The 24,139-nt window shown below is 72.9% G+C and carries 19 protein-coding genes; 12 read left to right on the top strand and 7 right to left on the bottom strand.

Going from position 1 to position 24,139, the window contains the following annotated elements:
• Nucleotides 1-241 precede the first annotated feature (241 nt).
• From ACZ7P3_RS01255 to ACZ7P3_RS01225, 7 genes are all read left to right on the top strand, one after another.
• On the top strand, nt 242-586 hold the full coding sequence (locus tag ACZ7P3_RS01255) for a YbaB/EbfC family nucleoid-associated protein (protein ID WP_472078278.1): 345 nt from the start codon (nt 242-244) through the stop codon (nt 584-586).
• A 56-nt stretch (nt 587-642) separates the two neighbouring features.
• Nucleotides 643-1,242: a recombination mediator RecR gene (recR, locus tag ACZ7P3_RS01250; RefSeq protein WP_472078277.1), complete on the top strand. Its 600-nt coding sequence runs from the start codon at nt 643-645 to the stop codon at nt 1,240-1,242.
• Nucleotides 1,235-1,894, top strand: coding sequence for a DUF5063 domain-containing protein (locus ACZ7P3_RS01245; protein WP_472078276.1), 660 nt, complete (start codon nt 1,235-1,237; stop codon nt 1,892-1,894). The genes recR and ACZ7P3_RS01245 overlap by 8 nt, the downstream gene beginning before the upstream one ends.
• A 248-nt stretch (nt 1,895-2,142) precedes the next feature.
• Nucleotides 2,143-3,414, top strand: a complete 1,272-nt coding sequence (locus ACZ7P3_RS01240) for an aspartate kinase (RefSeq protein ID WP_472078275.1) — start codon at nt 2,143-2,145, stop codon at nt 3,412-3,414.
• Nucleotides 3,414-4,493: an aspartate-semialdehyde dehydrogenase gene (locus ACZ7P3_RS01235; RefSeq protein ID WP_472078274.1), complete on the top strand. Its 1,080-nt coding sequence runs from the start codon at nt 3,414-3,416 to the stop codon at nt 4,491-4,493. The genes ACZ7P3_RS01240 and ACZ7P3_RS01235 overlap by 1 nt, the downstream gene beginning before the upstream one ends.
• A gap of 322 nt (nt 4,494-4,815) precedes the next feature.
• Nucleotides 4,816-5,508: a SigE family RNA polymerase sigma factor gene (locus ACZ7P3_RS01230; RefSeq protein ID WP_472078273.1), complete on the top strand. Its 693-nt coding sequence runs from the start codon at nt 4,816-4,818 to the stop codon at nt 5,506-5,508.
• Nucleotides 5,505-6,764, top strand: a complete 1,260-nt coding sequence (locus tag ACZ7P3_RS01225) for a hypothetical protein (RefSeq protein ID WP_472078272.1) — start codon at nt 5,505-5,507, stop codon at nt 6,762-6,764. The genes ACZ7P3_RS01230 and ACZ7P3_RS01225 overlap by 4 nt, the downstream gene beginning before the upstream one ends.
• A gap of 290 nt (nt 6,765-7,054) precedes the next feature.
• On the opposite strand, the gene ACZ7P3_RS01220 is transcribed toward ACZ7P3_RS01225, so the two are convergent.
• The gene (locus ACZ7P3_RS01220; RefSeq protein ID WP_472078271.1) at nt 7,055-7,846 is read right to left on the bottom strand and encodes an SURF1 family protein; all 792 of its coding nucleotides are present in this window, start codon (nt 7,844-7,846) and stop codon (nt 7,055-7,057) included.
• Between the two features lie 395 nt (nt 7,847-8,241).
• Between ACZ7P3_RS01220 and ACZ7P3_RS01215 the strand changes: the two genes are divergently transcribed.
• Nucleotides 8,242-10,062, top strand: coding sequence for a S9 family peptidase (locus ACZ7P3_RS01215; protein ID WP_472078270.1), 1,821 nt, complete (start codon nt 8,242-8,244; stop codon nt 10,060-10,062).
• Nucleotides 10,063-10,508: 446 nt separating this feature from the next.
• On the opposite strand, the gene ACZ7P3_RS01210 is transcribed toward ACZ7P3_RS01215, so the two are convergent.
• A complete protein-coding gene (locus tag ACZ7P3_RS01210) occupies nt 10,509-12,371 on the bottom strand; it encodes an NAD-binding protein (RefSeq protein WP_472078269.1) in 1,863 nt (620 codons plus the stop codon).
• A 306-nt stretch (nt 12,372-12,677) separates the two neighbouring features.
• Between ACZ7P3_RS01210 and ACZ7P3_RS01205 the strand changes: the two genes are divergently transcribed.
• Entirely contained in the window at nt 12,678-13,682 is a 1,005-nt protein-coding gene (locus ACZ7P3_RS01205) for a permease (RefSeq protein ID WP_472078798.1), read from the top strand.
• Complete coding sequence (locus ACZ7P3_RS01200) at nt 13,679-14,401, top strand: TIGR03943 family putative permease subunit (RefSeq protein WP_472078268.1); 723 nt, start codon at nt 13,679-13,681, stop codon at nt 14,399-14,401. Before ACZ7P3_RS01205 ends, ACZ7P3_RS01200 begins: the two co-directional genes overlap by 4 nt.
• A gap of 126 nt (nt 14,402-14,527) precedes the next feature.
• On the opposite strand, the gene ACZ7P3_RS01195 is transcribed toward ACZ7P3_RS01200, so the two are convergent.
• Both ACZ7P3_RS01195 and ACZ7P3_RS01190 read right to left on the bottom strand, forming a co-directional pair.
• On the bottom strand, nt 14,528-15,046 hold the full coding sequence (locus tag ACZ7P3_RS01195; RefSeq protein ID WP_472078266.1) for a hypothetical protein: 519 nt from the start codon (nt 15,044-15,046) through the stop codon (nt 14,528-14,530).
• Between the two features lie 210 nt (nt 15,047-15,256).
• Nucleotides 15,257-16,129 carry an SCO2400 family protein gene (locus ACZ7P3_RS01190; RefSeq protein ID WP_472078265.1) on the bottom strand — a complete coding sequence of 291 codons (873 nt, stop codon included), beginning with the start codon at nt 16,127-16,129 and terminating at the stop codon, nt 15,257-15,259.
• Nucleotides 16,130-16,501: 372 nt separating this feature from the next.
• Here ACZ7P3_RS01190 and ACZ7P3_RS01185 point away from each other — a divergent pair, with 372 nt between their 5' ends.
• Nucleotides 16,502-18,319, top strand: a complete 1,818-nt coding sequence (locus tag ACZ7P3_RS01185) for an APC family permease (RefSeq protein ID WP_472078264.1) — start codon at nt 16,502-16,504, stop codon at nt 18,317-18,319.
• A 59-nt stretch (nt 18,320-18,378) separates the two neighbouring features.
• Here ACZ7P3_RS01185 and ACZ7P3_RS01180 read toward each other — a convergent pair whose 3' ends face one another.
• The 3 genes from ACZ7P3_RS01180 to kdpB form a co-directional block, all read right to left on the bottom strand.
• A complete protein-coding gene (locus tag ACZ7P3_RS01180; protein WP_472078797.1) occupies nt 18,379-18,456 on the bottom strand; it encodes a 50S ribosomal protein bL37 in 78 nt (25 codons plus the stop codon).
• Between the two features lie 31 nt (nt 18,457-18,487).
• Complete coding sequence (locus tag ACZ7P3_RS01175) at nt 18,488-19,342, bottom strand: SDR family NAD(P)-dependent oxidoreductase (protein ID WP_472078263.1); 855 nt, start codon at nt 19,340-19,342, stop codon at nt 18,488-18,490.
• 351 nt (nt 19,343-19,693) lie between these two features.
• Nucleotides 19,694-21,847 (bottom strand): potassium-transporting ATPase subunit KdpB, encoded by a 2,154-nt coding sequence (gene kdpB / locus ACZ7P3_RS01170; RefSeq protein ID WP_472078262.1) that lies wholly within the window; start codon nt 21,845-21,847, stop codon nt 19,694-19,696.
• Nucleotides 21,848-22,295: 448 nt separating this feature from the next.
• Between kdpB and ACZ7P3_RS01165 the strand changes: the two genes are divergently transcribed.
• Nucleotides 22,296-23,864: a hypothetical protein gene (locus ACZ7P3_RS01165; RefSeq protein ID WP_472078261.1), complete on the top strand. Its 1,569-nt coding sequence runs from the start codon at nt 22,296-22,298 to the stop codon at nt 23,862-23,864.
• Nucleotides 23,865-24,139 lie beyond the last annotated feature (275 nt).

The raw sequence follows: 24,139 nt of genomic DNA, 5'->3' as shown, positions 1-24,139 counted from the left end.
ACTGGTCACGGCCGATCACATTGCGTGACATTGCATGTCGACGCGCGGCACCCTTCCTACCGCCCAATGGGTGGCTCGCACGTAGCTTTCCCGGCTTTTCCGCTCGGAAGAGGGCTTTGATCAGGTATAGGGCTGCCACTGTTCTCACTCGAAAGAGTGGCGGGGCGATGGCCGCGTAGACCACGTAGGCTCGTGCACAACGGCAGTAGCAGCGGAGCGGACGAAGAACCAGGAGCTGATCGTGATCCCCGGTGGTGGCCAGCCCAACATGCAGCAGTTGCTCCAGCAGGCCCAGAAGATGCAGCAGGACCTGCAGCGGGCGCAGGAGGAACTGGCGAACACCGAGGTCGAGGGCCAGGCGGGCGGCGGCCTGGTGCGGGCCACCGTCACCGGCTCGGGCGAGCTGCGCGCCCTGAAGATCGACCCGAAGGCGGTGGACCCGGAGGACACCGAGACCCTCGCCGACCTGATCGTGGCGGCCGTCCAGGCGGCCAACGAGAACGCGCAGTCCCTCCAGCAGCAGAAGCTGGGCCCGTTGGCGCAGGGCCTGGGCGGCGGCAGCGGCATCCCCGGCCTGCCCTTCTAAGACGGGCCGTGGCCAACTACCGTACGTACTGAAAGACTCCAGGAAAGGGCAGTCCGTTGTACGAAGGCGTGGTCCAGGACCTCATCGACGAGCTGGGGCGGCTTCCCGGCGTCGGTCCCAAGAGCGCGCAGCGGATCGCCTTCCACATCCTGCAGGCGGAGCCGACGGACGTGAAGCGGCTCGCCCAGGCGCTCCTCGAGGTCAAGGCGAAGGTCCGCTTCTGCGCCACCTGCGGCAATGTCGCGCAGGAGGAGCTGTGCGGCATCTGCCGCGACCCGCGCCGCGATCCGTCGGTGATCTGCGTCGTGGAGGAGCCCAAGGACGTCGTCGCCGTCGAGCGTACCCGCGAGTTCCGCGGCCGTTACCACGTGCTCGGCGGCGCGATCAGCCCGATCGAGGGCGTCGGCCCCGACGATCTGCGTATACGAGAACTTCTTGCGCGGTTGGCCGACGGGACGGTCACGGAGTTGATCCTGGCCACGGACCCGAATCTGGAGGGCGAGGCGACAGCCACGTACCTCGCCCGCATGATCAAACCCATGGGCCTGAAGGTCACCCGCCTGGCCAGCGGCCTCCCGGTGGGTGGCGACCTGGAATACGCGGACGAGGTCACGCTCGGCCGCGCCTTCGAGGGGAGACGACTCCTAGATGTCTGACGCCACGCTGCACGCCACGACGCAGAACCCGGACGACTTCGCGGTCCAGATCGCGGACCAGGTCGAGAGCTTCCTGGTGGCCGTCACGGAGGTGGCGAAGGGCGACGAGCCCGACTCGGCCGTACCCTTCCTCCTCCTGGAGGTCTCCCAGCTGCTGCTGGCCGGCGGCCGCCTGGGCGCCCACGAGGACATCGTTCCCGACGAGCGCTACGAGCCCGACCTGGGCCCCGAGGCGGACGTGGACGCACTCCGCGAGAACCTGGCCCGCCTCCTGGAGCCCATCGACGTGTACTCCGAGGTCTTCGACCCCTACGAGCCCCGCAAGGCCCCCGTGCCGGCCCGTATCTCCGACGACCTCACCGACGTCATCACCGACCTGCGCCACGGCATGGCCCACTACCGCGCGGGCCGCACCACGGAGGCCCTGTGGTGGTGGCAGTTCTCCTACTTCTCCAACTGGGGCGGCACCGCCTCCGCCGCCCTGCGCGCCCTCCAGTCGGTGGTGGCCCACGTCCGCCTCAACCAGCCCCTGGAGGAGCTGGACGGTCTCGACACCGACCAGGGCATGGGTGACGAGACCCTGGAGTTCGAGGCGGGTCAGGTGATGGCGGAGGAGATCGGCGAGCCGCTGGGGATGCACCCGGCGCAGTAGGGCCGCGCACCGGCCCCGGACCGTCCACAGCCTGTGGACGAAGCGCCGCGACAGCGGCCCCGGGCCGTCGCGCTCCCCGGGCCGCCGCCCCGCGCCGCTGTGAGCCGGGGCACGTTCCGCGTGGCGGGCCGAGTGCTGGGCAGGTACGGGATGACAGCGGACGATGTCTCACCATGCGGGAGCAGGGTGGTGGATTTCGGACGCTCGTTAGACTGAGCCGACACAAACGAACCGAGCGAGGAGCGCACGTGGGCCTTGTCGTGCAGAAGTACGGAGGCTCCTCCGTAGCCGATGCCGAAGGCATCAAGCGCGTCGCCAAGCGGATCGTGGAAGCGAAGAAGAACGGCAACCAGGTGGTTGTCGTCGTTTCCGCGATGGGCGACACGACGGACGAGCTGATCGATCTCGCCGGGCAGGTTTCACCGATGCCTGCCGGCCGGGAGTTCGACATGCTGCTGACCGCCGGAGAGCGTATCTCCATGGCCCTGCTGGCCATGGCGATCAAAAACCTGGGCCACGAGGCCCAGTCGTTCACCGGCAGCCAGGCAGGCGTCATCACCGACTCGGTCCACAACAAAGCCCGGATCATCGACGTCACGCCGGGCCGGATCCGCGAGTCGCTGGACCGGGGCAACATCGCGATCGTCGCCGGCTTCCAGGGCGTCAGCCAGGACAAGAAGGACATCACCACGCTGGGGCGCGGCGGGTCCGACACCACGGCCGTGGCGCTGGCCGCCGCGCTCGACGCCGAGGTCTGCGAGATCTACACCGACGTCGACGGCGTGTTCACCGCCGACCCGCGCGTGGTGAAGAAGGCGCAGAAGATCGACTGGATCTCCTTCGAGGACATGCTGGAGCTCGCGGCCTCCGGATCCAAGGTCCTGCTCCACCGCTGTGTGGAGTACGCCCGCCGCTACAACATCCCGATCCACGTCCGGTCCAGCTTCAGCGGACTGCAGGGCACGTGGGTCAGCAGTGAGCCGATTGGGGACAAGCAGGTGGAGCAGGCCATCATCTCCGGTGTCGCGCACGACACCTCCGAGGCCAAGATCACGGTCGTCGGTGTGCCGGACAAGCCGGGTGAGGCCGCCGCGATCTTCCGGACCATCGCCGACGCCGAGATCAACATCGACATGGTCGTGCAGAACGTGTCCGCGGCCTCCACGGGCCTGACGGACATCTCCTTCACGCTGCCGAAGACCGAGGGCCGCAAGGCCATCGACGCGCTGGAGAAGAACCGCCCCGGCATCGGCTTCGACTCGCTGCGCTACGACGACCAGATCGGCAAGATCTCCCTCGTCGGCGCCGGCATGAAGACCAACCCGGGCGTCACCGCCTCCTTCTTCGAGGCGCTGAGCGACGCGGGCGTGAACATCGAGCTGATCTCGACCTCCGAGATCCGTATCTCGGTCGTCACCCGTGCCGACGACGTGACGGAGGCCGTGCGCGCCGTGCACACCGCCTTCGGGCTGGACTCCGACACCGACGAGGCCGTCGTCTACGGAGGCACGGGCCGCTGATGGCGCCGACCGGAAAGCCGACGCTCGCGGTCGTGGGGGCGACCGGAGCCGTCGGCGCGGTCATGCTCCAGATCCTGTCCCAGCGTGCGGACATCTGGGGCGAGATCCGTCTGATCGCCTCGCCGCGCTCGGCCGGCCGCAAGCTGGCCGTGCGCGGTGAGGAGGTCGAGGTCGTGGCCCTGGCCGAGGACGCCTTCGACGGGGTCGACATCGCCATGTTCGACGTGCCCGACGAGGTGTCCGCCCAGTGGGCGCCGATCGCCGCCGCGCGCGGTGCGGTCGTCGTCGACAACTCCGGCGCCTTCCGGATGGACCCGGACGTGCCGCTCGTGGTGCCCGAGGTCAATCCGCACGCGGCGCGCCTGCGGCCGCGCGGGATCGTCGCCAACCCCAACTGCACCACCCTGTCGATGATCGTCGCCCTGGGCGCGCTGCACGCCGAGTTCGGGCTGCGCGAGCTGGTGGTCTCCTCGTACCAGGCGGTGAGCGGGGCGGGCCGCGCGGGCGTGGAGACGCTCAGGGCCCAGCTGTCCCTGGTCGCCGGGACCGAGCTGGGCACCAAGCCCGGCGACGTCAGGCGGGCCGTCGGGGACGACACCGGGCCCTTCCCGGAGCCGGTCGCGCTGAACGTCGTCCCCTGGGCCGGGTCGCTCCGGGAGGACGGCTGGTCGTCGGAGGAGATGAAGGTGCGGGACGAGTCCCGCAAGATCCTCGGACTGCCGGCCCTGCCGGTCGCCGTGACCTGTGTACGGGTGCCGGTGATCACCACCCACTCGCTGACCGTCCACGCCCGCTTCCAGGGCGAGGTGAGCGTCGACGGCGCCCGCGAGATCCTCGCCACCGCGCCCGGGGTGGTGCTCTGCGACGACCCCGCCGCCGGTGAGTTCCCGACGCCCGCCGACGTGGTGGGCACCGACCCGACCTGGGTCGGCCGGCTGCGGCGGGCGCTGGACGACCCGACCGCGCTCGAACTCTTCGTGTGCGGCGACAACCTGCGCAAGGGCGCCGCACTCAACACCGCGCAGATTGCCGAGCTGGTGGCAGCGGACCTCGTGGGGGAGGCCGACGCCCGTGTGTAAGACGTTTGTAGGATCCATGTAAGAAATGTGGCGGGGAGCATGGTCCAAACCACTTGAACGGGGCTCCTCGGCGACAGAGGATTTTCCTCCCCGCCCTCCGCAACCGTGCGGAGGGCGGGGAGCGTCTTTGCGGTCACCCTTGCGGGGCGTGAGACGTGAGGATCCTGGCGTGGGGACGCCGTGATCGGGGCGTGGGGACGCCCGTTCAAATGGGATACAAGGGAAGAGCGGGGCGCATGACGGCACTTGCTTCACCGTCGGTTGTCGCACATGTGACGCCCGGCACGTACAACCCTGGTGGGGGGAGACGTGTCCAACTGGCGTGGCAGAGGTACTCGAACTCAGTGCGGTCCGCGGCACCGCGGCGCTCCGACCGCCCAGCGCGGCACGTCGGCCGCGCATTCCCGGCGGCATGCCGGTGATCGCGCCCATGCCCGCAGCGCGGCCCGCCCGCATACCCAGCCAGCGCGACGGCTCCGACGGCACCGCGGTCACCGCGGACGGTGCGGAGACCGAGGTCGTCGGCACCACCGTCGACCATCTCACCGAGACCTACCGGGCGCACTACCGCTCGCTGCTCGGGCTCGCCGCGCTCCTCCTCGACGACACCGCCTCCTGCGAGGACGTCGTCCAGGAAGCCTTCATCCGCGTCCACTCGGCCCGCAAGCGCGTCCGCGACCCCGAGAAGACCCTGGCCTACCTGCGGCAGACGGTCGTCAACCTCTCCCGTTCCGCCCTGCGCCGGCGCATCCTCGGCCTGAAGCTGCTCTCCAAGCCGATGCCCGACATGGCGAGCGCGGAGGAGGGCGCCTACGACCAGCTGGAGCGGCGCGACCTCATCAAGGCGATGAAGGGGCTGCAGCGCCGCCAGCGCGAGGTCCTGGTGCTGCGCTACTTCGCGGACATGACCGAGGCGCAGGTCGCCGAGACGCTCGGGATCTCGCTGGGTTCGGTGAAGGCCTACGGCTCCAGGGGCATCGCCGCGCTGCGGGTGGCCATGGAGGCACCGTCATGAGCGAGCACGCCGAAGGAGGCGATCCCCGTGAACGCCACTCCCACGAGCGCCATGAGCCCGACCTCTGGCACGAGCCGACGAAGCAGCACGAGCAAGAGCACACGCAATCGCACGCTGGGAACGGAACTGTGAACCACGGCCCCGACGACAAGGGCCCCGAGGGGCTCGGCCCGGGCCTCGACGGCCCAGACGGTCTGGACGGCCGAGACGGTCTGGACGGTCCGGACGGGCTCGACGCGGACCAGTCGGCCCTGCGCCGGATGCTGCACTCCGCGGTCGACGACATCGAACCGCGCACCGGCACCCTGGACCATCTGCGCCGGGCCGTGCCCGCACGGCGGGCCCGCAAGCGCCAGGCCGTCGTCGGCATGGCGGCCGCCGCCCTCTTCATCGGCACCGCGATCCCCGCCCTGATCCACGTCTCCACCTCCGGGGGCTCCGACCCCAACACCGCCATGGCCGGGCAGTCGACCCAGGCACAGGGCGGGACCAGCCAGGGCAAGGGCCCGGACGGCGGCTCCAGCAGCGTCGGCGGCTCCCACGGCAAGGCCCCGGGGCACGGCAGGAACAGCAGCAAGGGCGGTTCGCCGGACAAGGGCAGCGGCACCGGAAGCAGCACGTCCGGCGGTGCCAACCCCTCCGCCACCCTGGCCACCGGCGCCCCGGTGTGCACGGCGGCCCAGCTGGGCTCCGCCACCCAGAGCGTCGACGCCCCCGACTCCGCCGGTGTCGTCTACGGGACCTTCCGCGTCACCAACACGTCCTCCGCCGGCTGTACCGTCGGCGGCGCGGGCACGGTCGGTGTCTCGGCCCAGGGCGCCGCGGATCCCGCCAAGGTCCTCGTGACCCGGCATGTGGCCGGGGACGCGGCGGCCGGTCTGCCGGACCCCTCCCTGGAGGTCTCGGCGCTGCTCCTGCCGCCCGGTGCGGCCTACGAGGAGAAGTTCGCCTTCGTCCCCTCCGAGACCTGCCCCGCCACCGGCGGCGGCACCAGCACCACCGGCGGCTCGGACGGCGGCGGCGACCCCTCCCCGGACCCGACGCCCACCCAGGACGCCGGCGCCACCGGGAGCACGGACACCAACACCACGACGTCGGGCACCACGACCCAGCTCCTCCCCGAGGACGGCGGGACGGCCGACGGCAGCGTCCTGGTCACCCACACCGCCCAGACGGACTCGCCCACGGTGTCGGCCACGGTGTCGAACGCGTGCGCGGGGACGGTCTACTACACCGGGGTGCTGGCGGGGGCGTAGCCCTGGGCCAACCGGCATTGCGGCGGGGGCGTGGCCCCTGGGACAACCGGCCTTGCGGCGCGGCCGGCGGCCGGGGCGTGAACCTCGGCGGTGCCGGAATTCGGCCGGGGCGCGGACATTTGGCAGCGCTGGATTCCGGGCGGTGTCGGACCGCGCGGCCGGGGCGTGGAGATGGGGCGGTGCCGGACCTCGCGGGCGGCGTTGGACCTCGGACGGTGCCGGATCTCGCGGGTGGTGCCGGATCTCGGGCGGTGTCGGATCTCGCGGGTGGTGCCGGATCTCGGGCGGTGTCAGACGGCGGTCGGAGTGGAGGTGTTCTCCTGCTCCGGCATCAGCCCGAGCGCCGCGTCCCGCTGGAACTCCACCTCACGGCGCAGCAGCCGGAACCACATGAAGACCACGAAGCCCGCGAAGACGAACCACTCCCCGGTGTAGCCGAGGTTCTGGAACGCCTTCAGGTCGAGACCGGTGCCGTTCGGCGCGGTCGCGGGCACGGCCTTCATCCCCGCGTCCGCCTTGTCGAGGGTGACCCAGGCGTCGTACAGCTGATACGGCACCAGGTTCACCAGTGAGGCGGAGCTGATCGCCCCCGTCTGCCCGGCGGGCAGCCCGCCCTGGGCGCTGACCCCGTCGTCCCCCGGGGTCTCGGAGGCCTGCAGCGCACCGGTGACGGTGACCTCGCCGGCCGGCGGTGCGGGCGCCTTCGCCGCGTCCGCCGTGCCCGGCAGCCAGCCCCGCACCACGGGCAGGGCCTTGCCGGAGTCGGTGCGCAGCAGCGTCAGTACGTAGAAGCCGTGCTTGCCGTCCAGCTCCCGGCCGGGCACCAGGAGCTGCTTGCCGTACCGGCCGCTCGCGGTGACCCGTCGTCCCGAGGTGCTCTGGTCGACGGGCAGCATCCCGGCGAGGGGCCGGGCCGCCTCGTGCTTGTCGGAGGCGGCCTGCTCGGTCGCGGCACGGTGGTCCTGCACCCGCCCCTCGAACCGGCTCAGCTGCCACGACCCCATGAAGATGCAGAACGGGATGGCGAGCAGCACGAAGACGTTGATGCCCCACCAGCGGGGTGTCAGCAGAAACCGGTACACGCCCTCAACGGTACGGCGGCCCGGAACCGGACCTTTTGCGGGGTCCGGTTCCCGGGTCCGCGAGTCGCGCCGCACGGCCTTGAGCGAGTACGGGAGGCGGCTGGATGAAGCGAGTGCATGAGGCGAGTGCATGACGGCCAGTGCATGGCGGCGAGTGCATGACGGCCAGTGCATGGCGGCGAGTGCGTGAAGCGAGCGCATGGCGGCCAGTGCGTGAAGCGGGTGCACGGGGTGCTCGGCAGGCTCGGGGTGCTCGGCGGGCTCGGGGTGCACGGGGGTGCCCGGGGTGCACGGTGCGGACATGTGTGCGGGCTTGGTGGGCGTGATCCGAAAGTTGTCCACAGGCTGGGGGGACCCACCGGTGCATTGTCCGTGGGGCCAGGCAGTATGGGCGCATGACTGGGGCCGAGAATGAGAGCAGGGCGTCACGGATGCCGGAGATGCCGGACTGGGAGAAGCGCTTCAGGGCGCCGCGGGTCTCGCTGCCCGACTGGGCGGAGGACGCACCGGACCGTTCCCTGTTCGTGTCGAACGCGACGGGGACGTACGAGCTGTACGCCTGGGACCGGGCGACGGGCCGGCAGCGGCAGGCGACCGACCGGCCGAACGGCACGACGGACGGCATACTCTCCCCGGACGGCGCGTGGATCTGGTGGTTCGACGACAAGGACGGCGACGAGTTCGGCGTCTGGCGCCGCCAGCCCTTCGCGGGCGGCCCCGACGAGACGGCCGTCCCGGGCCTGGAGCCCTCCTACCCGGCCGGTCTGAGCCTGGCCCGCGACGGCCGTACGGCGGTGGTCGGCCGCTCGACGGACGAGGAGGGCACCACGATCCATCTCGCCCGCGGGGACGAGGACCCGGTCGTGATCTACCGGCACCGCGAGTCGGCGGGCGTCGGTGACCTCTCGCGCGACGGCTCGCTGATCGCGATCGAGCACACCGAGCACGGCGACGCCATGCACGGGGCCCTGCGCGTACTGCGCCCGGACGGTACGACGGTCGCGGACCTGGACGACACCAAGGGCGGCACCGAGGAACTCGGCCTGGAGGTCCTCGGCTTCGCGCCCGTGGACGGCGACACCCGGCTGCTCATCGGCCACCAGCGCCGTGGCCGCTGGGAGCCCCTGGTGTGGGACGTGGCGACGGGCGAGGAGACGGACCTGCGCCTCGACCTGCCCGGCGACGTCAGCGCCGAGTGGTATCCGGACGGCAGTGCCCTGCTGGTCGTCCACGGCTTCGAGGGCCGCAGCGAGCTGTTCCGCTACGACCTGGGGGCCGGCGAGCTGGCCCGTATCCCCACCCCGCCCGGCACGGTCTCCGGGGCGACGGCCCGCCCCGACGGCAGTGTGGAGTACCTGTGGTCGTCGGCCGCCGAGCCGCCGGCGGTCCGCTCGACGTCCGGGGGCGTGGTCCTGGACCCGCCGGGTCTGAAGTGCCCGCCGTCGGTGCCGGTGGAGGACGCATGGGTGGACGGCCCCGGCGGCCGTATCCACGCCCTGATCCAGAAGCCCGCCGGTGCGTTCGGCCCGCTCCCCACGGTCTTCGACCTGCACGGCGGCCCGACCTGGCACGACAGCGATTCCTTCGCCGCGGGCCCGGCCGCCTGGGTGGACCACGGGTACGCGGTGATCCGCATCAACTACCGCGGCTCCACGGGGTACGGCCGTGCCTGGACGGACGCCCTGAAGCACCGGGTCGGCCTCATCGAGCTGGAGGACGTCGCCGCGGTCCGTGACTGGGCGGTCTCCTCGGGCCTCGCCGATCCCGCCCGGCTGGTCCTCACCGGCGGCTCCTGGGGCGGCTACCTCACCCTCCTGGGCATCGGCACCCAGCCCGAGGCGTGGACGGTGGGCGTCGCGGTCGTGCCGGTCGCGGACTACGTCACCGCGTACCACGACGAGATGGAGTCGCTGAAGGCCATGGACCGCACGCTGCTGGGCGGTACGCCGGAGGAGGTCCCCGAGCGCTTCCAGGCGTCGTCCCCGCTGACCTATGTCGACCAGGTCAAGGCCCCCGTCTACATCTCCGCGGGCGTCAACGACCCGCGCTGCCCGATCCGCCAGATCGACAACTACGTCAAGCGGCTGGAGGCCCGGGGCGCGGTGCACGAGGTGTACCGGTACGACGCGGGCCACGGGTCACTGGTCGTGGACGAGCGGATCAAGCAGCTGAGACTGGAACTGGACTTCACCACCCGACACCTCCCCACCCCCTGAGTCACACCCCCGGCCCCCCGGCCCACCCACACCCGCCCATCCACCCTGTCGAGCTGTCCCACCCACCCGGGCTGCACCGGCGCGCCTTTCAACCGGCTGAGTCGGACGGCCCACCCACCCGAGCGAGCTGCCCCACCCCCGGGCTGGGCCGGTGCGCCTTGTGACTGGGTGAGTCGGACGGCCCTGCCCCCTGCCCATCCGCCCGCCCCCCGGGCTGGGCTGGTGTGCCTTGTAATCGGGCGAGCCGGACGGTCCCACCCTCCTGCCCATCCGCCCACCCACCCCCGGGCTGGGCCGGTTGTCTTGGGAATTGGGCGAGTCGGACGGTCCCTCCTGCCTATCCGCCCACCCACCCCCCCGGGTCTTGGCCGGTGTGCCTTGTAACGGGGCGAGTCGGGTGGGTGGGTGGGCGAACGGGGGCCAGGGGGCGGAGCCCCCTGGGCGGGTCAGCCCAGTTCGGCCAGGCCTCGGCGAGTGGCGGCGACCACCACCCGGTCCCCCTTGCCGAGCACATGGTCGCCCCGCACATCCGCACGCCCTTCCAACGCCAGCACCCGCCACGCCCCCGCCCGGAACGCCTCCGACACGGTCCGCCCCTCCAGCTCCGGATGCCCGTCCACCTCCACCGCGGCGAACAGCAGCACCCGCCGCTCCACAGGTATCGCCCCGAGCACCTGCCGCCCCAGCATCGCCCCCGCAAACGCCGGTGCGGCCAGATGCGACACGCTCCGGGTCCTTGTCGAGGCATGCGGATGGGCGGCCCGCAGCGTCCGGTAGACCGCGGTGGCGAAGTCGTCGTCGTACAGCCGCAGTACCACCCGAAGATCGGGCCGCACGGACCGTGCGTACAGCACGGCCTCCAGATTCGTCGTGTCCGCGCTGGTCACCGCGAGCAGCGCATGCGCCCGATGGATCTTCGCGGCCTCCAGCACCCCCTCCTGCGTGACGTCCCCGAGCACCACCGGCACGCGCAGCCGCCGCGCGACCGCAAGGCCCCGCGCCTCCGGGTCGGACTCCACGCACACCACGGGGATGTGCAGCTCCCGCAGCCGGGTCAGCACCCGGGTGCCGATCTTCCCGAGCCCGAGCAGCACCACGTGCCCGCCCAGTCCGCGGGGCGGCTTGCGCAGCCCGGAGGCGGTCCGGAAGGTGCCGAGGGCTTCGAGCACGGCCGCCAGCAGCACCGGCAGCAGCAGCAACCCGACCAGTCCGGAGAGGAGTTGGAGGATCTGCCGCCCCAGGGGCGCCCCGATGGCGGGGTCGTCGATCGCGAACAGGTCCAGCAGCGTCAGATAGAACGCCCCGAGGGGATGGATACCGGTGACCACCCACAGCGCGACGGCGAGCGCGACCACACACCCCACGATCCCGGCCAGCGACCACCGCAGCCGCCGAGAGAACAGGGAGGCCAACGGCGGTACGCCGCCTCCCACCCCGCGCCCGGCCGCGGCCGACTCCGGCCCGCCGAACGAGGACACCTGCTCCAGCACCACGGCGGCCCGCCCGGTGGCCCGCCGTATCTCCTCGTCGTCCGGCAGCAGCCGGGGCCCGTGCTCCCCGCTGCCCTCGGAGCCGTCCGCCCCGGCGGGATCCGTGCTGGTCGCCGAGAGCAGGGCCAGGGTGCACAGCCCGTGGTCGGCGATCTGCCCGTCCCGGGACGGCGGCCGTTCCACGGCCCGCAGCAGCAGACTGTCGGTCTGCACGACCTTGCTGGTGCCGGCGACGGCGGTGGCGACCAGGGCGGGCGCTGCGGTGTGGGCGTCGGACAGCACGGTCGTGGAGGCCTCCGGCCCGCCCACGGCTCCCTCGCCGGAGGCCAACGCCGCGGCCTGGTCCAGGAGTTCCTCGATGTGCTGGCCCAGCCGCCGGTTGTACAGCCGTAGAACGAGCCGTAGACGCGGGTTGATCCGGCGGGCGGTCAGCGCGGCCCGGATGTTGGTCTCGTCGTCGTCGTGCACGAGCGCCAGCGCGGCGGCCCGTTCCAGTCCGGCCTCGATGAGCACCGCCTCGGTGAGGTCGGCGGCCTCCAACACCCGTTCGCCGTCGGTCCGGTGGCCGCCGGCACCGGTGTTGCCGGTGTTGGCGCCGGTGGCGGCCGTGGTGTTGGCACCGTTGCCGCCGGTCCGGCCGACGGTGGCGTTGACCACCCGGTCGAGCAGCGCGGCCGAGGCGGCCCGGGCCCGCCCGACCACGGGGGGCCGTGCCGTGCGCTCGTTCGGCGGCACCACCAGGGTGACCTGCTCGCCATGGACTCCGCGCAACTCGGCCGCCAGCCGGTACGCGAGACCGTCGTCGCCGCACACCACCATGTGTGTCGGCCGGGTACCGGGCCCACCCTGATACGGAACACTCGCCACGAGGGAAAAGACTGCCCCAAGGGCAGGGGTGGTTCCAGCAGCGGGTGAACACCCGTGGCGGGAACCGCGTACTGATGGGGAGGGAGACACAGCCGGAGGTACGCACCCGTGGCCATCACCGAAGACGCCCCGCCCGGCGCCACCGAGCGGACCCCGGCGCGCCCGTCGGGTCAACGGGCGGGCGGCGAACGGCCCGACGAGCAGCCGGACCGGCATCGGGGCGGGCAGCCGGACCGGCACGAGGGCAGGCAGCCGGACCTGCATAGGGGCGGGCAGCCGGACGGGCACGAGGGTGGGCAGCCCGGCCGCGACGGCCGGCGCCTCAGTTCCCCTCTCGTCCTGACGCTGATCCTGGTGCTGGCGGTGCTCGCCCAGTCCCCGATCCGCGGGGCCCTCGGCACCCCGCTGATGCAGAGCTGGATGACGGTGTTCGTGGCCGTGACGGTCCAGGCCCTGCCCTTCCTGGTGCTGGGGGTCCTGCTCTCGGCGGCGATCGCGGTCTTCGTGCCCGCGTCCTTCTTCGCGCGCGCCCTTCCACGCCATCCCGCCCTGGCCGTACCGGTGGCCGGGCTGGCGGGTGCGGTGCTGCCGGGCTGTGAGTGCGCATCGGTCCCGGTGGCGGGGGCACTGGTCCGCAGGGGTGTGACCCCCGCGGCGGCCCTGGCCTTCCTGCTGTCCGCTCCGGCGATCAACCCGATCGTCCTGACCGCCACGGCGGTCGCCTTCCCCGGCAGGCCGGAGATGGTCCTGGCCCGTTTCCTGGCCAGCCTTCTCGTGGCCTGCGCCATGGGCTGGCTGTGGCAGCGCCTGGGCCGCACGGACTGGCTGCGCCCCCCGGCCCACGGCGCGCACGAGGGTGAGACCAGGGGGGAGGCGTTCTGGAACTCGGTCCGGCACGACACCATGCACGCGGGCGGCTTTCTGGTGCTGGGCGCGATGGCAGCGGCCACGCTGAAGGCGGCGACCCCGGCGGCATGGCTGCGCACGGCGGCCGACAACCCCCTGTTCTCGGTCCTCGCGCTCGCCGTCCTCGCCGTACTCCTGTCCATCTGCTCGGAGGCGGACGCGTTCGTCGCGGCGTCCCTCACCCAGTTCTCCCTGACGGCCAAGCTGGTGTTCCTGGTGGTGGGACCGATGATCGACCTCAAGCTCTTCGCGATGCAGGCGGGGACGTTCGGCCGCGGGTTCGCGCTGCGCTTCGCCCCGGCCACGTTCGTCCTGGCCGTCATGGGCGGCGTGCTGACCGCGGCGGTGCTGCTGTGAACCGGCAGGCCCAGGCGGCGGTCATGTTCCTGCTGGGCGCCGCCCTGTTGCACGCGGGCACCACCGACCTGTACCTGCGCTATGTCAAGGCGGGCCTGCAGCCGCTGCTGCTGGCGTCGGGCGCGGTGCTGATCGTGGCCGCGCTGGCGACGGCGTGGTACGAGCGCAAGCGCATCAGGGCCGCGAAGGCCTCCGGCGCCGGTCACGTCCACCCCGAGCCCCGCACCTCCTGGCTGCTGCTCCTGCCCCTGCTCGCCCTGATCCTCATCGCCCCGCCGGCCCTGGGCTCCTACAGCGCCCTGCGCGCCGGTACGGCCCTGCAGAAGCCCTACGGCTACGGCAGGCTGCCCACCGGTGACCCGGTCCCGCTCAGCGTGGTCGACTACGCCTCCCGCGCGGCCTACGGCCACGGCCGCTCCCTGCACGGCCGCTCCGTCCGGGTCACCGGCTTCCTCGCCCTGGACCGCACCGGCACCGCGTACCTGGTCCGCATGGCCCTCAACTGCTGTGCGGCGGACGCCCAGCCGGTGAAGATCGCCCTGACCGGCAAGCTGCCCCCGGTCCTGCAGCCGGACGCGTGGCTGGAGGTCACCGGCACCTACAGCCCCGAGTCCGCGCACGACCCGGTCAACAACGGCCCGATCCCCTATCTGAAGGTCACCTCGGCCAGACCGGTACCGACCCCGCACGACCCCTACGACGAGACCTGGAACAACTGAGGCTCTGCTGTGGCTGTGGCTGCGGCTCCGGCGTGGTGCGGCTCCGGCCCGGCTGAGGCCTGAGGCCTGAGGCCTGACGCCTGAAGCCTGAAGCCCGAGGGCCGGGGCCCCGGGGTCCGCGGGGCGTCAGAGGAGTCCGGATTCCCGCAGGACCGCCCGGGCCGTCTCGTCGTCGATGCGGTGGCCGAGCCGGGCCAGGACGTCCGAGCCCTGGCGCAGGGTGCCGCGCTCCAGGGAGCGGCGCACGCCCGTGTCGAGTTCGTGCCAGAGCAGCGGGTTGGCGCAGAGGATCCGGGGATCGAGTTCGAGGCGGTGGCCGTGGCTGTCCCGCAGGATCAGGTGGGAGGAGACGCCGCCGTACTGCCGTACGGCCGCCAACGTGTCCGTGTGGACCACGAGCCGGCGCCAGGGGGTGCGGACGGCGAGCCAGCCGGGCCCCGCGCTCACCCGCTGCGGCAGCAGCACCGCGCACACGACGGCCGACAGAAGGACCCAGAGCAGCGTGCGCAGCGGTGTCAGGCTTCCCGCGTTCCAGTCGACGAGGAGGGTCATGGCACAGAACGTCAGAGCGCAGCCCACGGCGAACCGGGCACTGCCACGCCAGTGGCGGTCACCGGCCGGGCTCTCCGGTCTGCTCCGTCGCATGAGAACGACGCTAGGCGCCTGACGACCGCCCGCGACCGCTGCTGACGCGGTTCTGACACCCGGGTGGCGGATCCTGACGCGATCCTTATGCCCCGGCGGCCCGAGATGCCTCGGCGGCCCGAGATGCCCCGGCGGGCTGAGATGCCCCGGCGGGCTGAGATGCCCCGGCGGCCCGGGCGGACCGAGCCCGCCCGGGCCGCCCGACGGCGGTCAGCCGATGCACACCACGAGCAGACACAGCTGCGACGGTGAGGTCGCCGCCGGGGACGGGCTCGCCGGAGACGTTCCCGAGTCCGTTCCGCCGCCGGTCGAGGAGGTGGGTGCGGGCGCGGGCGTGGACGGGAGCGCGGACGGCTGCTGTGCCGTCGTGCTGGTGCCGGTGCCGCCGCCGGTGCCGCTGCCGGATGCGGGCGCGACGGTGTGCTGCACGGCCTGCGTCCGGGCGGGGACGGGAGTGGCCGCGGCGTCCGGGCGGGTGTCCGGCGAGGAGGCCCGGGGCGCGGCGGCGTAGGTCTGCCCGCGGGGCGCGTCGGCCCCCGACCGCCGGGCGTGGGCCGGAGCCGTGGTGCGCGGGGCCGTGGTGCGCGGGGTCCGGTGGGTGCCGGGCGGCGTCGACTCCGGCCGGGCCTCGGCGGTGGTCTGTCCGTCGGTGGCGCCCATGGGGCGGTTGTCCGGTGCCGCGGCCGCCTGGGCCCGGTCGGGGGACTGCCGGTCCAGCGCGGCCAGGGTGAGCCCGCCGCCCACGAGCGCCACGGCGGTCGCGACCGCCGCCCGGCGCTTGTTCTTCTTCCAGCGGACCAGCTGGCGGCGCCGGGCCGCCCGGCCCTGCGACGGACGCGGAGCGTCCTGCGGGCCGGCGGACGGAGCCCCGCCGCGGGGAGCGGCAGCCGGCTCGTCGCGGAGAGCGCCGTCGTGCCAGGCGCCGGCCGGGTGCGCCTGCCGCGCCGGAATCCCGGTCACCGTCGCCGGCGTGCGGGGCATGCTGACGGAGGCGGGGGGAGCGATGTCCGGGGCGTAGGCGCCGCACCCGGGACACACCAGGGCGCCGTTCAGATGCCGACGGCACGAGGAGCAGTAGTCCATTTGCGGTCTTCCTGAGTCGACGGCGCCTGCGGCCTCGGCGGGAGCCTGGCCGCGTTCGCACGGGGATCGAGCGGCCAGTCACGCTAACGAGGCTTTCGGAAGACTGTGTGCGGCCCATGTGGCACTCCTGCACACATTCTCTGCGGATTCCTGGGGTGACTCGTGTCGCCCGCGTCCCTCCCCTGCATCCGCTCCTCCGCGGCCCCGCAGACGCATCCGCTCCTCCGCGGCCCCGCAGGCGCATCCCTCCTCCGCAGCCCCGCAGAGCCCGCGGTCCCCGGAGGGCACGCGGCCGGCGGAGCCCGGGAAGCCGTACGGGCGCCCCGCGGAGACACTGGTCCCGACCGTCCTGCCGTCCGTGGTGAGGTCCCGATGGCGTATGGCCTGGCACGCCGTGAGGTGGAACCGCGCGTCCCGCTGCGCCCCGGGGAGGGGGAGAAGCACCACCTCACCAGCCTGGAGGGGCTGGCCGCGCTGTCGCTGGACGCGCTCAGCTCGGTGGCGTACGGCCCCGAGGCCATCGTGCTGGTCCTGGTGGCCGCCGGGACCGGCGCGCTGAGTGCCACCCTGCCGGTCACCCTGGCGATCACGTTCCTGCTCGCGGCGCTCGTCGTGTCCTACGCCCAGGTCATCGCCGTACACCCGGACGGCGGAGGCGCCTACGCCGTGGCCAGGAAGGACCTGGGCGCGACCGCCAGTCTGCTCGCCGCGGCCAGTCTGGTCGTCGACTACGTCCTCACGGTCTGCGTCAGTCTCACCGCCGGCGCCGACGCGCTGGCCTCCGCCTTCCCCTCCCTGGCCCACGACAAGCTGGTCGTGTGTCTGGTGGGGCTCGCGCTGCTGACGGTCGTCAACCTGCGCGGGGTCACCGAGAGCGCCCGGGTGCTGATGCTTCCCACCGTGCTGTTCGTCGTGGCCGTTCTCGGTGTCGTCGTCGTCCGTCTCCTGCGCTCCCATCCGGCGGCCGTGGTGGGCACCGCACAGACCTTCCGGGCGCACGAGGCGCTGGGCGTGCTGCTCGTCCTCAAGGCGTTCTCGTCCGGCTGTTCGGCACTGACGGGTGTGGAGGCCATCGCCAACGCCGTGCCGACCTTCCGCATCCCGAGGGTCACCCGCGCCCAGCGCACCGAGTTCATGCTGGGCGCGCTGCTGGGCCTGATGCTCATCGGACTGGCCGTGCTGATCCGCCGCGACCACGTCGCCCCGCGCGGCGGCGTCACCGTCCTGGCCCAGCTCACCGCGGGCGCGTACGGCGACGGCTGGGCGTACTACGCGACCAACCTGATCGTCACCCTGGTCCTGCTGCTCGCGGCGAACACCAGCTTCGGCGGGCTGCCGGTGCTGATGAGCCTGCTGGCCCGCGACCACCGGCTGCCGCATCTGTTCGGGCTGCGCGCCGAGCGGCCCGTCTACCGTTACGGCGTGGTGGCGCTGGCCCTGCTGGCCGCGGCGCTGCTGATCGCGTCCGGCGCGGACACCCACCGGCTGATCCCGCTCTTCGCGATCGGCGTGTTCATCGGGTTCACGCTCAGCCAGCTCGGTCTCGTACGGCACTGGGCCACCCAGCGGCCCCCGGGCTGGAAGCGCCGTGCGCTCATCAACGGCACCGGGGCGGCGCTGACCACCCTGGCCGGGCTGATCCTCCTGTTCACCAAGTTCCTGGAGGGCGCCTGGGTGGTCGTGATCGCCGTACCCCTGCTGATGCTGCTGTTCTCCCGCATCCAGCGCTACTACACGGCCGTCGGCGAGGAGCTGGGCCTCGGCCGCATCCCGGGGCCGCCGGACCCGCGTCCCGGCAGCCTGGTGATCGTCCCGCTCGGCGACGTCAGCAAACTCGCCCGGCACGCCGTCGGCGCCGCTCTCGCGCTGGGCGACGAGGTGGTCGCCGTCGCCGTCCACAACGACCCGGACAAGACCCGTGCCCTGCGGGAGGCGTGGGCGCGGTGGGACCCGGGGGTGCGTCTGGACGTCATCGACAGCCCGCACCGCTCGCTCGTCCAGCCGATGGTCGAGTACGTGCAGCAGGCGGCCAGGGACGGACGGCAGGTCGCGGTGCTGATCCCCGAGGTCGAACCCCGGCACCGCCGCTACGAGATCCTGCAGAACCAGCGGGGCCTGCTGCTGGCCACCGTGCTGCGGGCCCGCACCGACGTCGTGGTCTGCATGCTGCCCTACCGGCTCCGGGTGTGACAGGAAGCAGCGGAAAGGGGCGGACGGTGGTGTTCCGTCCGCCCCCGGTGGTGGGCCGGTCAGCCCTGGCAGGCCTTGGAGCCGTGGTTGGCCTTCTTCTTGCGACGGGCCTTCTTCTTGCGGGCGCGCTTGGACACGTGCGTCAACTCCGTTTCCTGGAAGGGTTCTTCAAGCGGTGTGGCCGACCAGCAGGTCCGCCAGCCTGTTCAGGCGCCTGACCGTGCGGTCCTCGGTGGCGGCCGGAGCCGGGTCGACGCGCTCGGCACGGTCGTAGTAGGCGCCGTTGACGATCTCGACCGCCGGGTCGCACAGCCGGACCACGTGCGCGGCGCCCTCGGCGGGGGAGGCGCCCTCGTGGGAGTAGAGGGGGAGCAGGGCCGTGTCGCAGACGCCCGGGTGCACGGAGACGGCGGTGACGCGCGGGTCGGCCGCGAACACCGTGAGCGCCAGCTGGGACTGGGCGTAGGCGGCGAGGCGGGAGTAGCGGCGGGCCCGGTTGGGGTCGGACCACTGGATGGACGCGGTGCGGTGCAGGGAGGAGGAGACGTTGACGACGCGGCCGCCCGGGGCGCTGGTCAGGGCCGGTTCCAGGAGACAGGTGAGCAGGTAGTGGGCGAGGAAGTTGACCTGGAAGGCGACCTCGTTGCCGTTGGCGGTGACGGTGTGCCGCTCGGGGGCGGCCATGCCCGCGTTGTTGACCAGGACGTCCAGCCGGGGGTGTGCGGCGACGACCGTGCGGGCGAGCGCCTCCACCTCCTCCAGATGGCTGAAGTCGGCCGCGTACGTGGCCAGTCGGCCGGCGTCGGTGCCGGTCGTGGCGATCAGGCGGGCGGCGGCGGTACGGGTCTCCTCCGCGGTACGGCCGTGCAGCAGCACCGTGGCACCGCGCTCGGCGAGCTGCCGGGCGGTCTCGTAGCCGATGCCGGAGGTGGCGCCGGTGACCAGGACGGTGCGGCCGGGGAGAGGGGGAGGCGGGGACAGCGGGGAGAGCGGGGGAAGCGGGGAGAGCGTCGAATCGGACATGGTTCCATCCGGGGTGAGGGCATGCGGTCACGGCCCGGTCAGGGCGGTGGGCGTGCGGTGAGGAGGGTGGAGCGAGGGGCGCCGGAGCCGATCACGGCGCCCCTCGGGTCACGGAAAGCGGCGTCGGCGGGACGCGGGCGTCGGCGGGACGCCCGGACGCTTCCGGTCAGCGCGGCGCACGACGCGACGGCCGAGCGGGACTCGGCGGCCGGTCGAAGAGAAGCCAGGCGCTGTTCACAGGCTCCATCGAAGCCGTCCCGCCACCGCCGGGCAAGACGGAACCCCGGTCTCTGACGGGCTTCTGACGTGCACATACGGGACCTTGACGGGGACCGCTCGAAGGGGCGGGGCTCAGCCGAGGCCGGGCACCTGCGCGATCAGCAGGTCGATCAGCTTGATGCCCACGAAGGGCAGCACCAGGCCGCCGAGGCCGTAGACGAGCAGGTTGCGGCGGAGCAGGTCGTGGGCCGAGGAGGGGGTGTAGCGCACACCGCGCAGGGCGAGCGGGATGAGCGCGACGATGATCAGCGCGTTGAAGATGATCGCGGAGGTGATGGCGGAGGTAGGGCTGTACAGGCCCATGATGTTCAGCGACTCCAGTCCCGGGTACGAGCCCGCGAACATCGCGGGGATGATCGCGAAGTACTTGGCGACGTCGTTGGTGATGGAGAACGTCGTCAACGCGCCCCGGGTGATCAGCAGTTGCTTGCCGATCTCGACGATCTCGATGAGCTTGGTCGGGTTGGAGTCGAGGTCGACCATGTTGCCGGCCTCCTTGGCGGCCGACGTACCGGTGTTCATCGCCACGCCGACGTCGGCCTGCGCGAGCGCCGGGGCGTCGTTGGTGCCGTCACCGGTCATCGCGACCAGCTTGCCGCCCGCCTGCTCCCGTCGGATCAGGGCGAGCTTGTCCTCGGGGGTCGCCTCGGCCAAGTAGTCGTCCACCCCGGCCTCTTCGGCGATGGCGCGGGCCGTGAGCGGGTTGTCGCCGGTGACCATGACGGTGCGGATGCCCATGCGGCGCAGTTCGGCGAAGCGTTCGCCGATGCCGTCCTTGACGACGTCCTTGAGGTGGATCAGACCGAGGACGCGCGGTCCGTCCCAGTCGTGCACGGCGACCAGCAGCGGAGTTCCGCCGGAGGCGGCCACGGCGTCGGCGTACAGCCGTGCCTCGGGCGGCACCCGGCCGCCGTACATCCGCACCCAGTCCATCACCTGCTGCGCGGCGCCCTTGCGGACGGCGCAGACGGCGCCGTTGTCCCACCGCAGGTCGACACCGCTCATCCGGGTATGTGCGCTGAAGGCCACCCAGCGGGCGTTTGCGAGTTCGCCCTCGGCGGGCGCCCGCAGCCCGTACCGGTCCTTGGCGAAGACGACGACGGAGCGGCCCTCCGGGGTCTCGTCGGCCAGCGAGGAGAGCTGGGCGGCGTCGGCGAGCTGCCGTTCGTCGATGCCCGGCAGCGGGACGAAGGCGGCGGCCTCGCGGTTGCCGAGGGTGATGGTGCCGGTCTTGTCGAGCAGCAGGGTGTTCACGTCGCCCGCCGCCTCGACCGCGCGGCCGGACAGGGCGACGACGTTGCGCTGCACCAGCCGGTCCATGCCGGCGATGCCGATCGCCGAGAGCAGGGCGCCGATCGTGGTCGGGATGAGCGTGACGAGGAGGGCGACCAGCACCGTCGTCGACTGGGCGGCGCCGGCGTATCCGCCCATCGGCTGCAGGGCGACCACGACCAGGACGAAGACGACCGTCAGGGAGGCCAGCAGGATGTTCAGCGCGATCTCGTTCGGGGTCTTCTGCCGGTTCGCACCCTCCACCAGCGCGATCATCCGGTCCAGGAAGCTGTGCCCCGGGCGCGCGCCGACCCGGACGACGATCCGGTCGGACAGCACCGTCGTACCGCCCGTGACCCCGCTGCGGTCCCCGCCCGACTCCCTGATGACCGGGGCCGATTCACCGGTGACGGCGGACTCGTCGACCGCGGCGGCCCCGTCGACCACGTCCCCGTCCGCCGGGATCGTGCCGCCTGCCTCGACCACCACCACGTCCAGCGGCTCCAGGGCGGTGGCGGCGACGGTCTCGCTGCGGGCGGTGCGCGGATCGGTGCCGTAGCGCCAGTCGAGCAGGCGCAGCGCCACCGTGTCCGTGCGGGCCCGGCGCAGCGACTCCGCCTGCGCCCTGCCGCGGCCCTCGGCGACCGCCTCGGCGAGGTTGGCGAAGACCACGGTCAGCCACAGCCACAGGCTGATGACCCAGGTGAAGACGGCGGGGTGGAGCAGCGCGGAGAGGGTGGTCAGCACCGCCCCGACGGACACCACGAACAGCACCGGGTTGCGGACCAGGGCACGCGGGTGCAGTTTGCGCAGCGCCTCGGGGAACGAGCGGACGAGCTGGACGGGTTCGAACAGGCCGCTCGGTGCGCGGCGTCTCCCCCTTCCCTCCGGTCCTGGCCGGGCCGCGCGCTCGGGACGTGACGGTAAAGCCTGCTCGGGGGCAGCGGGAAGCATGGACACCTTCGTGTCGTGTCGGGGGAATCGGGGGAATCGGACTGGGACGCGGTCCGTGCGGTGCCGGGGCCCCGGCACCGCACGGCGGCGCACGGACGCCGGCGATGGGGCGAGGCGTCGTGCGCGGTGCCCGCCCCTCGGACGGGCACCGGACCGCCTTCGCGTCACTGCGGAGTGGGGACTCCGCCCGTTGCGGGGCCGCGGACGTCCGCGGCCCCGGCGGCGGCCGAGAGCGAATCTAGCCCCCGCCGCCGCGCGGAACGCCCCGTCGGGGCAGGAATTGGCGCCCCCCATACGGCCGTTGCGAGGCACCCGTCAAAGGCCCGTCAAACAGAGCTGATGTGTCATCAGGAAGACGTCAAGACGCACCGGAGGTGGCCGGATCCGGTCGCAGACTGATCGGCAACGGGGGACGGGCGACCGTCCGTGGCGTGACGTTGGAGGGACCGTGGCTCTCACGGCCGAGACAGCGCAGGGTCCCAGGACCGAGGGGGAGACACCGCCACAGAGAGCGACGGCCGCACCGGCCGGCGGCAGCCCCGGACCACGGGCACGCGGGGGGTCGCGTGCGGGGGGTCCGGGGCTGCGCCTGCGCCGGCAGGCCGGGGCCGCGCGGGCCGCTCTGCGCCGCCGCTTCTGGGCCACCGTGCCCGCGCGGCTGCGCCTTCTGCGCGCGGCCACGGTCCTGCTCGCCACCACCGTGGCGGTCCTGCTCACCGTCGCCGGCCTGGCCGCCGACGGCACCTGGGACAGCGTGGCCGGACAGGACGCGCCGCGCACCACCAGCGCCGCCGACCTCGACCTCGCCCTGAACGACATGGACGCCCAGGCCGCCAACCTCCTGCTGGCCAACGGCGATGCGGGCCAGGGGCGCCTGCGGACCCCGTACGCGAAAGCGGTCGGCCTCTACGGCGACGCCCGCCGCGATATCGGCCACGACCTGCGCACCCTCGCCGTCGCGGCCCAGGGCGACCGGTCCGACGAGAGGACCGTGGAGCAGCTGACCGACGACTTCGCCGAGTACCAGGAGCTGATCGGCCGCGCCCTGGAGAACGACGGGCACCGGGGCGGCAGACCCGCCGCCCTCGCCGACCACCGCCGCGCCACCGACCTGCTGCGCGCCCGGCTCCTGCCCGCGGCCGGCACCTTGGTCTCCTCGAACGACGCGGCCTTCGACGCCGAGTACGCCTCCGCCCGCTCCGCCCTGGACGCCCGGCTCCGCGCCGTCCTCGCCCTCGGTGTGCTGCTGCTGGCCGCGCTCGGTGTCCTGCAGTGGTACCTGGCCCGCACCTTCCGGCGGATCCTCAACCCCGGTGTCCTGGCGGCCACCGTCTGCACCCTGCTCGCGGTGATCCTCGGAGCGCAGATGCTGTCCGCCTCCGCCGGCCGGCTGCGCGTGGCCCGCCACGACGCCTTCGACTCCGTCGTCGCGCTCTCCCGGGCCCGGGCCGTCGCCTACGACGCCAACGCCGACGAGAGCCGCTATCTGCTCGACCCCCAGCGCCGCGAGCAGTACGAGGAGTCGTTCCTCGCCAAGTCCCAGCGGTTGTACGGCATCCGCGGCGCGACCCTCGCCACGTACGACGACCGGCTGGCCGCCACCTGGCAGGCGTACGAGCGGGACCACCACGATCTGGAGTTCACCGGCGAGTTCCGGCGGGAGCTGGACAACATCACCTTTCCCGGCGAGCGGGCCGCGGCGGAGCGGACGGTGCGGACGTACGCCGTCTACGAGCGGGACGACCGGAAGATCCGGGCGCTGGTGGCGGCCGGCCGGGAGCGGGAGGCGGCCGAGTTCTGCATGGGGTGGGGGGCGGGGACCTCCAATGCGCACTTCGGTGCGTGGATGGCGGCGCTGGATCAGGTGAGCGGGATCAACCGGGCGCACTTCGATGCGGCGGTGCGGGAGGGGCGGGCGGCGGTGGGCGGGGGGCTGCCCTGGGCGGACGGGCTGCTGCTGGCGGCGGTGGTGCTGGCCGGGCTGGGGCTTCGGCCGCGGTTGGCCGAGTACCGCTGAGGGCTTCGCCGGGGGCGCCGGGGGTCTGCCGGTCGGTGTGTCGGGTGCGGGGGCGTTGTGGCTGGTCGCGCAGTTCCCCGCGCCCCTTTGGGGCGCGGTCTGTGGTGCATGTTCGGGGGGCTGCCCGGGGCGGTCGGCTCAGGTGTCTGCCAGGCGGGCCTGTGCCGGGGGGCTGCCGGGGGTCCGTGTGTCGGGTGCGGGGGCGTTGTGGCTGGTCGCGCAGTTCCCCGCGCCCCTTTGGGGCGCGGTCTGCGGTGCACGTTCGGGGAGCTGCC

The sequence above is a fragment of the Streptomyces sp. NPDC107581 genome (genome assembly GCF_055657175.1).
The sequence above is the reverse complement of the archived record's forward strand: the minus strand, read 5'-3'. Positions and strand labels throughout refer to the sequence as shown.

Coding starts and splice junctions, on each gene's coding strand:
- ACZ7P3_RS01245 (WP_472078276.1), top strand. CDS start 1,235: ATGTCTGACGCCACGCTGCACGCCACGACGCAGAACCCGGACGACTTC.
- ACZ7P3_RS01235 (WP_472078274.1), top strand. CDS start 3,414: ATGGCGCCGACCGGAAAGCCGACGCTCGCGGTCGTGGGGGCGACCGGA.
- ACZ7P3_RS01225 (WP_472078272.1), top strand. CDS start 5,505: ATGAGCGAGCACGCCGAAGGAGGCGATCCCCGTGAACGCCACTCCCAC.
- ACZ7P3_RS01215 (WP_472078270.1), top strand. CDS start 8,242: ATGACTGGGGCCGAGAATGAGAGCAGGGCGTCACGGATGCCGGAGATG.
- ACZ7P3_RS01210 (WP_472078269.1), bottom strand. CDS start 12,371: ATGGTGGTGTGCGGCGACGACGGTCTCGCGTACCGGCTGGCGGCCGAG.
- ACZ7P3_RS01195 (WP_472078266.1), bottom strand. CDS start 15,046: ATGCGACGGAGCAGACCGGAGAGCCCGGCCGGTGACCGCCACTGGCGT.
- ACZ7P3_RS01190 (WP_472078265.1), bottom strand. CDS start 16,129: ATGGACTACTGCTCCTCGTGCCGTCGGCATCTGAACGGCGCCCTGGTG.
- ACZ7P3_RS01185 (WP_472078264.1), top strand. CDS start 16,502: ATGGCGTATGGCCTGGCACGCCGTGAGGTGGAACCGCGCGTCCCGCTG.
- ACZ7P3_RS01175 (WP_472078263.1), bottom strand. CDS start 19,342: ATGTCCGATTCGACGCTCTCCCCGCTTCCCCCGCTCTCCCCGCTGTCC.
- kdpB (WP_472078262.1), bottom strand. CDS start 21,847: ATGCTTCCCGCTGCCCCCGAGCAGGCTTTACCGTCACGTCCCGAGCGC.